The sequence below is a fragment of the Paenibacillus sp. ALE2 genome (genome assembly GCF_054113385.1).
Genome location: NZ_CM134213.1, coordinates 3,248,522 through 3,263,786, shown reverse-complemented (window position 1 = coordinate 3,263,786; position 15,265 = coordinate 3,248,522). Strand labels below are relative to the sequence as shown.

The window sequence follows — 15,265 nt, the reverse complement described above, 5'->3', positions numbered from 1 at the left end:
ACAGCTCATGATTCAATCTTATCTGTTTCCCGTTTCATATGCTTTTCTGGCCTTCCCTGTTGCTGCGTTATTGTTTACACTTCCGTTCCTTATCGTGCAATATCGCAGACATGGCTATATTCACAAGGCTAGAGCGTGGCTGCTTTACTTGATGCTTTTATACTTGATGAACGCCTTCTTTTTAGTCATACTACCGCTTCCGGCATCGCGTCATAATGCAGCTTTGGCCGGGGGAGCTTTGCAGTGGATGCCCTTGCAGTTCGTGCAAGACATCATAAGAGAAACATCCGTTTCACCTGCTCATCCTTCCAGTTATTTGCATCTGCTGAAGGAGCGTGCTTTTCTGCAAGTGGTTTTTAACGTAATGATGACCATGCCTTTCGGTATGTTCTTACGTTATTACTTCCGTGCACGATGGGGCTGGTGTCTGATTCTGTCCTTCGCCTTGTCTCTCTTCTTTGAGGTGACACAGCTGACAGGATTGTATGGATTTTTTGACCATGCGTATCGTGTATTTGACGTGGACGATCTGATGGCCAATACTTTGGGCGGTATGCTGGGCTTTCTGCTCGGCGAATGGTTTTCACGCTTTCTTCCCCGCTTGGAGCATCTGGACAAGCATGTGGACATTACAACCAAACGGGTGTCCTATACGAGACGAGGAGTAGCCTTCTTAGTGGATTCTATCCTTTGGACAGGGTTACTCGGCATGATGGAGTCCCTGCATGTATCTGCTGCTTTCTGGATTTCCAGCGGGATATACTTTATGGTGGTTCCTTACCTGACGAATGGACGGACTCCAGGGAAATGGCTGGTACGTATTCATCTTACAGGGAGAGGAAAACGAGTTTCCCTGTGGGAGCTCATCAAGCGGTACAGTCTCTTGTACTGGTTGTATTTTGGACTGAATTACGTACTGGGTGGACCTGTGCTGCGGTCTCAAGTGTCCCCTTGGGTAAGTGTGCTGATCGGTCTTGTGCTATTGGTGTTGAACGGATGGTTCTTTCTCCATCTGGTCATACGCCTGTTCAAGAAAGCACCGTTATTTTATGAGGAGCTTAGCCATACTTCTCACCAGATTATATGGCCCAAGCGTGATCATCCACCTCAGTATGACACTGCTGACTCTGGACAGACACCAGATGCGAATATAGGTCAAGGATCACCCTAAGACTAAAGGACGTCATCAATTCCCGAATCAGCGTTACATCCGGCAAACTAAAAACAGGCGGAGCAAAGGATGTCCTTTGCTCCGCCTGTTTTTTTATGTCGCGTATAGATATAACTTAACTTATTTCCACTGTGCAATTTGATCAATCGGCAAACGTGTGGACGGGTGCCCCTCGTTGATTCCTTTACCCATCGAAATGAGCATAACAGGAACATAACGATCTTTGTCCATACCAAAGGCCTCGGCAATTTGATCCTTTTCATAACCACCGATAGCGTTGGTATCGTAGCCATGAGCGCGTGCCACCAGCATAAGCTGCATAGATACCAAACCACCGTCGATCAGAACTGTTTCTCTGTTCACAACGGGATCAAGGGCAGCAAAATGGGCTGTTACTTTTTCCTGTTGCATTTCTTTAATGTCTTGTGGCATATAGCCCAGTTCTACAGCTTCTCCAAAGATTTGTTCGAAATTATCAAAGTTGTTCAGATCCCCAAACACAGCGATTACAGCAGAAGATGTCTCCACTTGACGTTGGTTGAAACGAGCCAATGGTGCCAGAGTTGCTTTACCTTCTGGGCTGTCAATCACAAGGAAACGCCAAGGTTGCAGATTAATGGAAGATGGTGCGCGTGTAGCTTCTGTCAAAATCTCTGTCATTTCCTCGCGGCTGATCTTCACGGACGGATCGTATACTTTTACCGAACGGCGTCCCAATGCGATTTCTTTAAAATCATTCGTTTTTACAATATTGGATGTATTCGTATTACTCATTCCAATCTCTCCTTTGTTCCTCTGTGGGTAAATGTAAAATTACAATGTTGTCAGTCCATACTGGATATATGACTATTCATCACTTGCAGCATATCAGCTAGCTGCTGCCGCTGGGTCTCGTCGAAGCTCTGTAGCAGCTGAGCTACAAACTGCGAGCGCTCCTGCTTAAAGATGACAATACGCGCACGCCCATAATCGGTTAGGCTTACCAAGGTAACCCTGTTGTCCTCTGGCTTCGTGCGTCGTGTGACCATTCCTGTCGCTTCCAGTTGCTTCAAATGACGCGTAACGGCTGCAGCGTCAATGCCAACCTCTTTTTGCAGCAGCGTTTGACTAATCTCCTCCACTTGATACAGCTTGCATAATAGCTGCAATCTGGATGCGCTGACTCCTGCACACCGCTCGAACTTGGAGCTAATCTGCTTGTTCAGTAGCAGCAACATATCAAAAATATAATCAGCCTCGGATGGTGTCTGGGTGATATCAACCTCTCCTCCCTTTAGCATATCGCTGGGCCTTGTGATCCAACCTTTGATCCATCAATTATTGATCTATCAAGCAATATACATCCTCTTTAGCAATAAATCAAGTCCCTGAGAAAAATAAAGTGCCTCATGCCAAATAAAAGCTGAGCGACTCACACGGAGCCGCTCAGCTTCAATTTTGCTTTTATTAGCTAGGTTATTCAATCATTGTACAATGGAGAAAAGGAATTGTGACGTTGAGTTAGATAATTCCGTGAGACAGCATAGCATCAGCCACACGCACAAATCCGGCGATGTTCGCTCCGACCACCAGATTGCCTGGCACGCCGTATTCCTCAGCCGCCTTCACGCTGTTAGCATAGATATTTTTCATAATATCATGCAGCTTGGCATCCACTTCCTCAAAGGTCCATGACAGGCGCATGCTGTTCTGCGACATTTCGAGTGCCGAAACCGCTACTCCACCTGCATTGGCAGCTTTGGCTGGTCCAAACAGAACTCCGTTCTCCAAAAATACTTCAATGGCCTGTAGCGAGGACGGCATATTCGCACCTTCACCGATAGCTTTTACGCCATTACTTACCAGCAACTGTGCTGCTTGCTCGTCGATTTCATTCTGTGTCGCACATGGCAGTGCGATGTCGCATGGGATTGACCAGATTCCAGAGCAGCCTTCTGTATAGATTGCGCCTGGACGCTCTTTCGTATACTCGCTAATCCGCAGACGATTCACTTCTTTAAGCTGCTTCACCAGCTTGAGATCAATACCGTCTGGATCATAGATATAACCATTCGAGTCACTACATGCCACGACTGTAGCACCGAGTTGCTGTGCTTTTTCAATCGCATAAATGGATACGTTGCCAGAGCCTGACACAACAACACGTTGTCCTTCAAAGGACAAACCTTGAGCTTGCAGCATCTCGTTTACAAAATACACACAACCGTATCCAGTCGCTTCTGTTCGTGTGAGACTACCTCCGTAATGAATCCCTTTACCTGTCAGGACGCCGCCTTCATGTCCTCCGCGAATCCGCTTGTATTGCCCGAACATGTATCCGATCTCACGGCCACCTACACCAATATCCCCTGCCGGAACGTCGGCATCTGGGCCGATATATTTATACAGCTCCGTCATGAAGCTTTGTGTAAAACGCATCACTTCGTTATCTGATTTACCTTTGGGGTCAAAATCCGAACCGCCTTTGCCACCACCGATTGGAAGACCCGTCAACGCATTTTTGAAAATTTGCTCAAAGCCCAAAAATTTGACGATACCCAGGTACACAGATGGATGGAAGCGAAGTCCACCTTTATAAGGACCAATCGCACTGTTAAACTGTACGCGGAAGCCACGGTTGACCTGTACATTGCCTGCATCGTCTACCCAAGGTACACGGAAGGTAATGACACGTTCTGGCTCCACCAGCCGTTCCAAAAGCCCCTGCTGCATATACTTAGGATGCTTAGCCAATACCGGAATTAGCGAATCCAAAATTTCTTTGACGGCCTGATGGAATTCATTCTCATGAGGATTGCGCGCGATAACCTTCTCAAAAACGGACTGCACATATTCGGCTGCTGCTTGTTGACTCTGCTCTGGACGGATCATGGTCATTATTTAATACACCCCTTTTATAATTAGCCCCTCTGTTAAATGACGGAATGACTTTTATTCTGCACCTTCGAGAGTGGAACTTTATGTATTCATAAAATTTAGTTAACTATACATGATTTTTTATATAAATACATCCAATTTCCCTATAAAAGATTTTTGTATCCTTCATTAAATAACTCTATGAACCTACCACTGCCTGTTATATTCCTAAAGCCAAATCCCTTGATTTACGGGCTTTTTTCACGATTTCTAAGGCTCTAACACCTTACTCTATGTGGCATTATAATGTGAACAAATTGAAACTAAAACATACATCATATCTGGAAAATATGGATATAAAAAAGGAGGCTAGCGCTCAGGGCGCAGCCTCTTTCCCATCCGTAAGAATGTAACAACTCACCATTACGGAAATATTCTGTTACACATAAAAGGCTTCAAGCTGACGTACAATTTCGGCCTCGTCATGCTCTACCACCTGCTGGTGTTGCGGCTTGGAGAACAATTGTTCAATTTGCGCCGGGAACTCTTGCTTAATGTCCACCAGACGGATCGCCTCATCGAATTTGGCCGGATGTGCTGTCGCAAAGGTCACACAGACTTCGTCCGCGCCATTATACGCCTCATACGCGGCAATACCGCAAGCCGTATGCGGATCAAGCAAATAATCGTATTCAGCTTTGTACTTTTTGATCAGCTCCAGACACTGCTCATTCGAAGCACCCAGCGCTTCAAAATCCTGCTGGACACGCTGCAAATCTTCTGCACCGATCACAATCCGTCCCTCTGTTTTGAGGTTATTCATGTATTCAGATACCTTGGCTGCATCCTCTCCGAGGAAGTAGTACAGGTATCTTTCGAAATTACTTGCCACCTGAATGTCCATGGAAGGACTGTATGTGCTTTTGAAATCGCCCGGCTGGTATTCGCCTGTCTTCACGAAGCGCTCCAAAATATTATTTTCGTTCGTGGCAATGATCAGCTTATGGATGGGTAGACCCATTTTCTTCGCAAGAAAGCCGGAAAAGATATTGCCAAAGTTGCCGGATGGCACGCTGACATTGATTTTCTTCGTACCCGCAGACTCCTGCGCCCGGAAATAAGCATAGAAGTAATATACCGTCTGCGCCAAAATACGCACAAAGTTAATCGAATTAATCGCCCGCAGATGATGTTTGGCTTTGAAGTCCAAATCTGCAAACAGGTCCTTAATTACTTTTTGACAATCGTCAAAGTTCCCTTTTACAGATAGATTCAGCACGTTCTCATCGTCTACTGTCGTCATTTGTAGCTCTTGTACCTTGCTCACTTTTTGATGCGGATGCAAAATACAGATTTTGATGCCTTCCTTGCCACGCACGCCTTGAATCGCTGCTGCTCCCGTATCGCCCGAGGTTGCACCCAAAATATGAATAATCTCATTCTGCTTTTTGGACACATAGGAATAAAATTCACCCATAAATTGCAGCGCCACATCCTTAAACGCAAACGTAGGCCCATGGAACAGCTCCAAAATAGACAGGGAATCGTTGATCTTCTTCACTGGCGTAACTTCCGGATGACGGAAGCTTACATAACTGCGCTCCACCAGCTGTTCCAAATCTTCGCGAGGAATCTCATCATTGATATACAGCGCAAAAACTTCCAGCAGCAGCTCTCTGTAGCTCAATGTCGCCCATTGCTCCAGCGTAGCTGCCGACACGGTCGGAATCTGCTCCGGCACCATTAGTCCTCCATCGTCAGCTAACCCCATGAGCACAGTATCAATAAATCCCTTGGCTTCTACGCGACCTCTAGTGCTTATATATCTCATATACATCCCCCAATAAAAATTCAATTCGAACCTTTTTTCGAATATATTATTGTCTATAATACCCTGTCGCGGTGCTGTAACCAAGCCTTTTTTTCATATTTTAAAGACTTTCTCCTACTTTACCATACCCCGATGCATCAGGCATCTGTCATTGCTAGACAATCAGAACGTCAGGAACAGGTCGTAAGTCTGAAAAAAGAAGGCTGCTCCAGCCATTAGGAGCCTGAAATCGAAAGTGCAGCCAGCTTGAGCGAAGGAGATGTGCAGCTTCCTGTAAAATGCAAATCGTTGCCAACTTCCTCTACCTGCTGTAGTACATCAAAGAAGTTGCCTGATACGGTAATCTGATTGACCGCTCTGACCACTTGCCCTTGCTCAATCCAGTATCCCAAACAAGCCAGCGAAAAGTTACCAGACGCCGTATTCGTACCTGCATGCAGCCCTTGCAGCTCGACGATCATCAGCCCACGATCTGTCTTGCGAATCATGTCCTCCAATGTAGACGTGCCTGGAGCCACGTACAGATTATGATACGACACCCCGATTTTACCGTTATAGCTGCCTTTGGAAGCATGAGAGGTACTCTGCACCCCAGCCTTGCGAGCCGTCTTGCGGTTATGGAAATACGTCCGTAGTTTGCCATCCTTGATAATCTCATTGCGGCGTGTCGCACTGCCTTCAGCATCAAACGTGCTGCCTGCCGGAACGTTCTCCATCAGCGGATCATCAATCAGTGTGATATGTTCGCTTGCCACCTTTTGTCCCAGTTTCCCAGCTAAGCGTGAAAAGCCTTTATCCACCGACTCCGCAGAAAATACCGACGTATAGGCAGCCAGCAATTGTGCGGCTGCATCATGACGGAAAATGACCGGATAGTTATCCGATTGGATCGTGTGCGCCCCCAGCTTGGAAACAGCCTCTTGTACGGCTTTATGCGCCACATCCGCAATATCGATCTCCTCCACGCTCCGCAGCGAATAATCATGCCAGCCCCCGGTAACCGTCTCGCCATGATCTGCTGCAATCACATACACATAAGCGGTCGCCAGACTTTTGTGACGATGGCAATGCAGCCCTTTGGTATTCACAATCAGGACCTCATTCTCACGAACGCTGACCGAGCAATGTCGAGCCATCACGATCCGTGGATCTGCGGCAAGCGCTGTACGTTCCATTTCCAGCGCCGCTTCGATCAGAATCTCAGGAGCTGTGTCGGCAAGCGTTGAGGCATAAGCAGGCTGTTCAGGGTAGCTCTCAGAGCCTGCAAACAGCTCATCCTGCTCTTCGCTCTCCAATATATACGCGTTGCTGCGAGCTTCTTCCAATAAAAAGTCGATCACATCCGGCTCCAGCTTCTCCGTAGAGGCATAGCCCATTTTGCCGTTAATGACACCACGGAAGGAAAGTCCGCCATTCTCAACGATGGTATATTGGTCAATCTCTCCCTTTAGCACCTTTACGGAGGTAGAACGTCCATTTACATAGTAGATTTCCATATCCGCGTAGCCCATTTCCCGACCTTTCGCGAACAACGCTTCCTGAAATTGCTGAATATTCATTGCCTATTCCCCCTTTCGTCCGCCGACGGTCATTTCGGATACACGAATCGTCGGTTGTCCGCAGTTGACCGGAAGACTTCCACTGACCGAGCCGCACATCCCCTGACCATGATCCAGATTGTTGCCGACCATATCAATATTTTGCAGGGTTTCAATGCCTTTGCCGATCAGCGTTGCGCCTTTGACCGGCTCGGCAATTTTACCATTGCGAATCATATAAGCCTCTTCGACTGCAAAATTAAACTCGCTCGTCGAGGTATTCACCGAACCCCCGCCCAGCGATTTGGCATAGATCCCGTACTCCGTATTGGCAATGATCTCTTCACGGGTAGACTCGCCATTCGCAATGAACGTATTGTTCATACGGGATGCAGGCGCGAATTTATAGGACTGTCTTCGTCCCGATCCTGTCGCAGGTACACCCATCTGGCGGGAGCCCATGCGGTCGATTAGATATCCTTTTAAAATACCGTTCTCGATCAGTACGTTGCGCTGTGTCGGCGCTCCTTCGTCATCGATATTGAGCGAGCCCCATGCATTCGGAATCGTTCCATCATCTATAGCTGTGACGAGCGGCGAAGCCACTTGCTGCCCGATCTTATTTGCAAACACAGAGGTTCCATGCGCCACCGCCGTTGATTCTAACCCATGCCCACACGCCTCGTGGAAAAGAACGCCGCCGAAGCCATTTTCAATCACGACCGGCAGTCTGCCGCTAGGCGCATATCCCGCTTTCACCATCGTGGACGCAATGCGAGCGGCGTGTCTCGCATTTTCTTCGATATTCAGGTTCTCCAGGAATTCAGTCCCAGCATACGCTCCTGGCCCACGGAACCCGGATTGTCTATGCTCCCCATCAGTCGCAATCGCGCTTATTCTCATACGTGTATACGTACGGGTATCCTCCACCAACAGCCCGTTGCTATTGGCGATCAAGACGTTCTGGATCGAGTTGCTAATCCCAACAGAGGTTTGCGTGATGGAAGGATCATATTGGCTTGCCGCCTCATGCGCCCGTCTCATCATGTCAATCTTGGCGCGTTTCTGTGAACCGTCAGGGATGATCGCAATCGGATGTTGGTTAGGGATAGCATGGGGATGGAGTGTAATGGTGTGTGCACCTGGCGCTCCACCTCCACGAATAGCCTTGGCAGCCGATTTGGCCAGTCTGATCAGGCTCTGTTCGCTCATATCACTGGTGTAGGCATACACCGAAAAATGTTCCTTCATGATCCGAATGCCAATCCCAAAATCCCGGCCTGACAGCGCCGTATCCACGACGCCCCCGGTCATGCCCAATTGTCCATTGGTACGGTCCTCGACGAACACCTCTGCAAAATCTCCGCCCGTCTCCAACGCGGCTTGCAGCATATCCTGAATCTGTGTTGGATGTATCATCACGTTCCTCCTCGTTTTTGCCATGTTTCTTATTGTACGTTTAAGTAATCAAGATCATATGCGGGTTCATGTTTATTTCCCATAACTTTACTATACATGATGTTGGGAGATGGTGTAACTATCTGGATGGCGGTGTGTTTGGGGAGTGTGAAGATTTATGTGCAGGGATGGAGGGATTGAAATGAAAAAACCTGATCAGACCTTGAAAGGTCATGTCAGGTTAGCTTGAGTTGCTTGATTACTGGGTGAATTGAGCAAGTATGTGCATCTAAGGTCGCTACGTAGACGGATCATTCTTCCGATCGCTGTTGCCCCCAGATTTTTTTAATTATATTTTAACGGTAAAAATCCGGGTTCAAAGGCGAACGCTCCGCTTCTTCAGAACGATTCCGTCCCCTCCGCTGTTATGCTTGGGTTTGTTTCATTTTGTTCGCCAAAATACTTTTTTTCAAACGAACTTTAAACAGTTCTCTTCGTAAGTCCAGTTCCATGATATGAAGATGGTCTGCTGCTTCTTTGACGGTTTCCATGTGCAGTACACTTGCCTTTTGTGAAATAATAGCCAGCGCATCCCAAATGAGCTTTGTGCATGTTTTAAGTCTCTCTATGTGTCCGTCTTCTTGCCGTACCAAACTTTCGTATTGCTCAGCAATATTTTCAGATGGGTTTGTATGTTCCACGCTCTTTAATATCTTAGGTTGGGTATCCAAGTTATCATCTCCTTTATAATCAAAGTGTAGCAAAGGATGATAACGGATGTGGTACGTGGATACGTAGCAATGAGAAATAGTAAGGGACGACCTAGAGCAATTCAAGATGGAAGATAAAACCGACTATTACATGACTTCATTTTATTTGGTGTACAATCTAAATTATGTAATTGTTCCGTAGATGGCTTCAATTCTTTCTGGCTTTAAAATATTCACGTCGCTTCGCCTTTTTATTGAATACCAATTTCTGATGTTGCGAATCATTGAAAATATTCTAGTAACCAAACTTTCTCAATGATCGCATCTTTTTCATAATCTGAATAACAATAATGCGAGGAATATACGGGAATGGCTGAGCTGCTGAACGACTCACACCAAGTGTTGTTCCCCACTTATGGATATTAGTGAGCGTTGGCATTTTACCGAGTGTAATGCGTCGATACAGATCAGCAACATACTTTACTTGAATAAATTCTGTCCTCTGTGTACATCCCATCGCAGGTCACTTGATCGAATGAACATATTTCTTTCCATTATAGTAGATGCCCTCTCGTAACATACTTTCAAACAGAGCAAGTTGGGATGGATCAACTTCATCAATTTGATCAGTTTTGAGCATAAAGATGATTTCGGTAACACCGATGAAAGGATCACATTCAGCTACGACTCGTTTGAGTTGATTGAGATAAATACTGTCCGATACGGTGATGTACGATTACTGGATTTTGGTGCGTAAAGCTAATCGCCTTCAACCGTGATCTCGTTAAAATGGAACAGGTTGATTTTGATTGATTTTGTGTTGTATTTCTGGACAAATTTCGGCCTCCTGTTTGTTGGTTTGTGTGTTATGGTTGTGAAAACTCCATTCAGATAGGTATTATCTCTATGTATTAAATGGAAACGAATGTTCCTAAAGATTATATAGAATATACGTTCGCATTACAAGAGTTAATTTGGACGAATTGTTCTTAAAGAGGAGGGAAGTTCATGTTTTGAAAACAAATGAAAGTATAATAAAAGACCCAGCATATATTGCCATGACCTAAAAATTGGATATTAAATAATTTCAATTGAACAGGTTTAGTAATAAAATGGCGTATACGTTTTTCTTCTACACACAGCATAGAAGAGCAAATTTCTGACCACCACGTATATAATCTGAAAATTATAGGATTAAGGATAAATGGCATTTCACCACAAAATATATCTATTTAATAACAATTTCAACTTTCTTACTTCTTTTAAGAGAAACTTTCATCTCATTCCGCTCTTCTTCGTTAAATCTTAACTGTATATTTTCGATGTGTAGAATAAATTTTTTCTTTATATTAATTTCAATCATAAAAAAATCCTGAAAAAAGTTTATCAATTTTTTAAAAGTTCCAATACAAATTGCAATAAATATAATAGGAAAGATTGAAACAAACACAAAAAGCGAAGTATAGTTAAAACCCAAATTGTCTAAAAATTTAAATATACCTATAATATATTGCAACCATATTGGGGCGAATAAGGCCAAAAAAGCACCTGATGCTAAAAAAGATGGACTTTTACTTCTCCCAATCTCTTTATCTAAAAGCACTACTAAAAGCTTAAGCTTTTCAGCAGTGTAAAGCTTTTTTCTTTTAAGATAATTAATCAGTATTTGTGATTGCATATTATTAAACTCTTCCGTACGCCATAAATCATTTGCTGTCTCTATTTTATAGTGGCTATAAATTATACGCCGAATTTTCTTGTTACTTATTATTAAAGCTATAATAGAAGAAAACAATATAGTTATAAAACCAATTAAAATGTACAAAAAGATATGATAATTTATAAATACAGTAGGCATCGCTAAAAGAGATAAGTATGCAAAAAAAATTAAAGAGACTAATAATCCTGTGCTAATTGTGTAAGTAAATCGCATATACCTATATACTAATGAATAGGTTGTAACATTATTTTTATAATAGTTTAATAGATCTTCTATTAACATTAATAAATTCCTACTTTCTAGTTTCTTTCATGCTCACTCTTAAATCTTTCGCCCCTAAAAAACAGTTTATTAGCAGTTCGAATTGGATAGAAGCTTTTAGAATCAATTTCGATTGGTATCTCAATAACAACGAAACATCATTAATTAATGGAGGTTGTAATTAAGCAATCTGAACGAATAGATATGCTCTCTTTACTGTAAGATTCAAGACAAATTTCAGTCATTTGATCATTTCTCAAACCACTTTTAAGTCTTATTAAATTTGCAAAATTATCATCATGTGTACTTATAATCACCTGCTTACTTAACAAGATTTGGCTTAGTACATCTAAGAATGAAAAAACATTGATATCATCCAAATTCTGAAATGGATCATCTATACCTATCGTTTGTAACGGCGTCCATTCTTGCGAAAGACCAAGAGCCAAGAAAATACATACAGCTAAAACATTAGATTGAGCAGAGCTAAAAGTGAGACTGGCATTGAAACGACTCTCAAGCTCTTCAGAAGATAATTGGGATAAATTTTGTTCTCTTTTATCACTAACTACTATATATAATTCGCCATCTTTAGGAACTAAATGAACATGTTTAAAAAACGCATGTGGACTAATTTGTACAAATAAATTATCTATTTCATCACTGTGCTTTTGCAGATATTCATTCATTAGTTCACTTTGAATTTCCCCATGGTTCTCTTCTAACTGTTTTAATTGAAGTAGCATTTTATCATAGTAACTATCTTTTATTTTATAGCTATCTAATCTACTCTCCATTTCGGCTATCTCTGCTCTTAACACCATTACATTACTTTGAGATAAAAAAGCCTCTATTTTTAATAATTGGTTTTCCAATTCTGTATCCCATTTTTTCAAACGATTACTCCGACCTGTTAATTGATCAATTATTGCTTGTCGTTCTTCAATTTTAAAGTCAGGAATAGTAGATTGAATCTCAATCAGTTTCATTTCTTTATTTTGTTTTTGATTTTTGATTTTAATTAGTTCATTATTGTAATGATCTCTTTGTAATATAATTTTATTTTTCGTTTCTTTTAAACGAAGTAAATACATATCAAGTCGTTGTAATCGATGTTCAATACCATCTTCAGTTTCTAATAATCTAATACGATTGTCTCCCTTTGATGTTAGTTCTGAAAGTATTTCTAGAAACGATTTTTCCTGCTCATTAATTGGAATACTTTCTTTGTTTAACCTTTCTAACGAGAGATACAGAGTATTTGCAATTTCATTTAAACTTAAAAATTCTCTTATCTTTATTACCCGCTCCTTAACTTGCTCTTCATTTAACTGCTGTATATCTGTTAAAATTTTTGCACGATTGCTTACTAAAACAATTTCTTCGTTTTTTAGTTTTTCAACTAATTCTTTAATTTGAGCATCCAAAATAAAGAATTCATTAGATATATTTTCCTTTTCCCCTTCTAATCTACTTAATTCAGTATTTGTTTCAAGAAGAAGAATGTTATTCTTATTAAGTGTTTTATTGTATTTTTCTAATTGAAATCTAACGGCCTCATGTAAAGATAGAGCATCTAAGAATGATGATCCACATACAGGACATGGGTCGTGTTCACCACAGTTATGCAACAAATGAGTTTGCAAACTGTGTATTATCTGAGTAATAGTATTGTGCTCATGCTCTTCTACTACAGCTTCAAGCTCTTTTTTCTTTATTTTCAGTTTATCAATTTCATTCGTAATACTTTGAAGAATAGTAGTGTTAGTATTTGCTTTTAATCTCACTTGAGCTAGACTATCTTTTATTACTTCTAAATGTCTTTCCTGCTCAAAAATTTTTAGATATTCTTGTGAATTATTATAAGATTTTAACTGATCAGTATAAAATTGATGGAAATGTTCTAAATCTTTATAAGATTGTTCAATTTTTATTAGAAGAGGATTTTTTTTTATCTGATTTTGAGCTTGAACATTTTCATTTTTCTTATTACGGAGAGCTTCTAGAGCTACTTTAGTTTCTTTGTAATGGGTTCTATATTCTTTTAACAAATTTAGCTTAGTTTGTTTATGTGCCCCTTTGCTTTCCTTTGATTCATACTCAGTTAGCTTCTCGTTTAAAGTTTTTAACTGGTTTGTCAGTTCAGAAAATTTTTCTGTATAATTTTCTTCTGAAAAAGAAAACAGATTTTCAGCTTCTTGCACTAGTTTGTAATCTCTTTCTAATTTAAGTAAACTTTTTTGAAGATGTTTGCGATAATCCAATAGCTCAGTTTGAACAGAAGATGAAAGATCCCGCAATTGAACCGCTGGCATTTCGATTTCAGAGTCAGTAATTTCGTCAATAAGGTTTGATACCTTCTCAACCAAAGTTTCTGCTGTCTCTCCTCCAATTTTATTCACTAAATCTTCTTTGGTTTCTAAAATATGATTTTTAATTTCTAATTGGGAACTTTCTCTATTTATTATTTCAAAAATATTATTCTTCTGAGATTCCAATACCTCTTTAACTTGTTTTAAATACTGTAAAAATTCTGATCCATATTTTTGAATGCCTAATACCTTTTCAATTACTGCATATCGATCTTTTGGCTTCTTTGCCGTAACAAATGCCTGGAGTTTATCTTGAGATAAAAATTGTGTAGAAGCAAGTAATACAGATAATTCAACTTTGGTTAAATCTTTTTTATTGCCTTCATTTCCAGTAAATGTATTCAATAGTAATTCACGAATTTTTTGATTTCCTTCTCTTACCCCATACTCTTCATCATTAATAAAAATTGGTTTTGCAATATTTTTCCTGACATGCTGAATACGCTTAATTTTAAAATCCTGACCATCCTTATTTCTGATCCATATTTCTACGCTGGCTTGTGGTTCTATGTAAACTAGAGAATTATCTTGAGATAGTAGAGACTGATGGATTGTATAATTAAATTTTTGCCGTTCTGCAGATCCAACATATCTCTGTATATCACCTGTTAAACACCATTCGATGGCATCAAAAAAGCTACTTTTTCCATGTCCGTTCAATCCTCGAAGAATGATTAACCTTTTTCCTATAAAAGAGAAGGTATGCTTTCCATAGAATATTCGAAAATTATCAATGCTCATTTGGAATATTTCCATAACTCACTAACCTCCAATTTTTTTTCAATAGTCAGTTTAAAATTCGATTTATCTTTATATATAGTTTGCATTTCTGGTTTAAAATAATCATTGATAATTTCGATAATCTTAGAATGGTATTCTGTAGAACTTCTAGTAATTAATTCAATAAATCTCTCTTCGTAAGAAAAATAACCTCGATTTTTTTTTTCAAATTCAATAAAGAACGGGATTCTTTCAATATCTTCTGCATCTTGAAAAACATATTTCCTACAATACATTGCATTTTTTTCTATCCTGTTTTTCTCAGTTAATACTTCGTTATATGAATCTTGGTCCCAATGAAAATCTAGAATAAGTAAAAAATACAAATTGTTTTTGTATTTTAAAGGAAGAAAATTAAGCAATTCCGATATTATAATTTGATTTTCTCTCCAGAATTTTTTTAAATAAGTAAAGCTTCTGTAGACTTTCAGTACTACTATACGCTGATCATTTATCCAGGCCTCAAGACCATGATCCCAAAAGCTTTTCTGTAAAAGTAGTTTTTCAGGAGTGTTTAATTTTAAATCCGAAGGTTCAAATACTAAATCTTCATTTTTATCTAACGATAATACTTTAAAATCTGCTTCATCGTGAAGAAAATTTCTAATATCTTCAATCTTCATACTGC

Annotated in this window: 11 protein-coding genes; 1 reads left to right on the top strand and 10 read right to left on the bottom strand. The window is 40.8% G+C overall.

The annotated features are described in order from the left end of the window. Positions 1–7: 7 nt before the first annotated feature. On the top strand, positions 8–1,171 hold the full coding sequence (locus ACXHJ1_RS14225) for a VanZ family protein (protein WP_044787744.1): 1,164 nt from the start codon (positions 8–10) through the stop codon (positions 1,169–1,171). 120 nt (positions 1,172–1,291) lie between these two features. On the opposite strand, the gene ACXHJ1_RS14220 is transcribed toward ACXHJ1_RS14225, so the two are convergent. The 10 genes from ACXHJ1_RS14220 to ACXHJ1_RS14175 all read right to left on the bottom strand — a co-directional run bounded on the left by ACXHJ1_RS14220 (position 1,292) and on the right by ACXHJ1_RS14175 (position 15,260). Continuing rightward, a complete protein-coding gene (locus tag ACXHJ1_RS14220; RefSeq protein ID WP_016821829.1) occupies positions 1,292–1,945 on the bottom strand; it encodes a nitroreductase family protein in 654 nt (217 codons plus the stop codon). A gap of 50 nt (positions 1,946–1,995) precedes the next feature. Continuing rightward, positions 1,996–2,388, bottom strand: coding sequence for a MarR family winged helix-turn-helix transcriptional regulator (locus tag ACXHJ1_RS14215; RefSeq protein WP_026065410.1), 393 nt, complete (start codon positions 2,386–2,388; stop codon positions 1,996–1,998). 283 nt (positions 2,389–2,671) lie between these two features. Next, entirely contained in the window at positions 2,672–4,048 is a 1,377-nt protein-coding gene (gene gdhA / locus ACXHJ1_RS14210; RefSeq protein WP_019688217.1) for an NADP-specific glutamate dehydrogenase, read from the bottom strand. A gap of 418 nt (positions 4,049–4,466) precedes the next feature. Then, positions 4,467–5,858, bottom strand: a complete 1,392-nt coding sequence (thrC, locus tag ACXHJ1_RS14205; protein WP_044787745.1) for a threonine synthase — start codon at positions 5,856–5,858, stop codon at positions 4,467–4,469. A 215-nt stretch (positions 5,859–6,073) separates the two neighbouring features. Further along, complete coding sequence (locus ACXHJ1_RS14200) at positions 6,074–7,417, bottom strand: TldD/PmbA family protein (RefSeq protein ID WP_044787746.1); 1,344 nt, start codon at positions 7,415–7,417, stop codon at positions 6,074–6,076. 3 nt (positions 7,418–7,420) lie between these two features. After that, positions 7,421–8,815 (bottom strand): TldD/PmbA family protein, encoded by a 1,395-nt coding sequence (locus tag ACXHJ1_RS14195; RefSeq protein ID WP_044787747.1) that lies wholly within the window; start codon positions 8,813–8,815, stop codon positions 7,421–7,423. Between the two features lie 404 nt (positions 8,816–9,219). Further along, positions 9,220–9,525, bottom strand: a complete 306-nt coding sequence (locus ACXHJ1_RS14190) for a hypothetical protein (RefSeq protein ID WP_457904809.1) — start codon at positions 9,523–9,525, stop codon at positions 9,220–9,222. 1,207 nt (positions 9,526–10,732) lie between these two features. After that, positions 10,733–11,506 (bottom strand): hypothetical protein, encoded by a 774-nt coding sequence (locus ACXHJ1_RS14185; RefSeq protein WP_107733177.1) that lies wholly within the window; start codon positions 11,504–11,506, stop codon positions 10,733–10,735. A gap of 140 nt (positions 11,507–11,646) precedes the next feature. Further along, on the bottom strand, positions 11,647–14,613 hold the full coding sequence (locus ACXHJ1_RS14180) for an AAA family ATPase (protein WP_107733176.1): 2,967 nt from the start codon (positions 14,611–14,613) through the stop codon (positions 11,647–11,649). After that, positions 14,595–15,260, bottom strand: a complete 666-nt coding sequence (locus ACXHJ1_RS14175) for an ABC-three component system middle component 1 (RefSeq protein WP_457904808.1) — start codon at positions 15,258–15,260, stop codon at positions 14,595–14,597. Before ACXHJ1_RS14175 ends, ACXHJ1_RS14180 begins: the two co-directional genes overlap by 19 nt. Positions 15,261–15,265: the final 5 nt, after the last annotated feature.

Excerpts from the sequence above, each read along its gene's own strand:
- ACXHJ1_RS14185 (WP_107733177.1), bottom strand. The coding sequence starts at position 11,506 with ATGTTAATAGAAGATCTATTAAACTATTATAAAAATAATGTTACAACC.
- thrC (WP_044787745.1), bottom strand. The coding sequence starts at position 5,858 with ATGAGATATATAAGCACTAGAGGTCGCGTAGAAGCCAAGGGATTTATT.
- ACXHJ1_RS14200 (WP_044787746.1), bottom strand. The coding sequence starts at position 7,417 with ATGAATATTCAGCAATTTCAGGAAGCGTTGTTCGCGAAAGGTCGGGAA.
- ACXHJ1_RS14215 (WP_026065410.1), bottom strand. The coding sequence starts at position 2,388 with ATGTTGCTGCTACTGAACAAGCAGATTAGCTCCAAGTTCGAGCGGTGT.
- ACXHJ1_RS14175 (WP_457904808.1), bottom strand. The coding sequence starts at position 15,260 with ATGAAGATTGAAGATATTAGAAATTTTCTTCACGATGAAGCAGATTTT.
- ACXHJ1_RS14195 (WP_044787747.1), bottom strand. The coding sequence starts at position 8,815 with ATGATACATCCAACACAGATTCAGGATATGCTGCAAGCCGCGTTGGAG.
- gdhA (WP_019688217.1), bottom strand. The coding sequence starts at position 4,048 with ATGACCATGATCCGTCCAGAGCAGAGTCAACAAGCAGCAGCCGAATAT.
- ACXHJ1_RS14180 (WP_107733176.1), bottom strand. The coding sequence starts at position 14,613 with ATGGAAATATTCCAAATGAGCATTGATAATTTTCGAATATTCTATGGA.
- ACXHJ1_RS14225 (WP_044787744.1), top strand. The coding sequence starts at position 8 with ATGATTCAATCTTATCTGTTTCCCGTTTCATATGCTTTTCTGGCCTTC.
- ACXHJ1_RS14220 (WP_016821829.1), bottom strand. The coding sequence starts at position 1,945 with ATGAGTAATACGAATACATCCAATATTGTAAAAACGAATGATTTTAAA.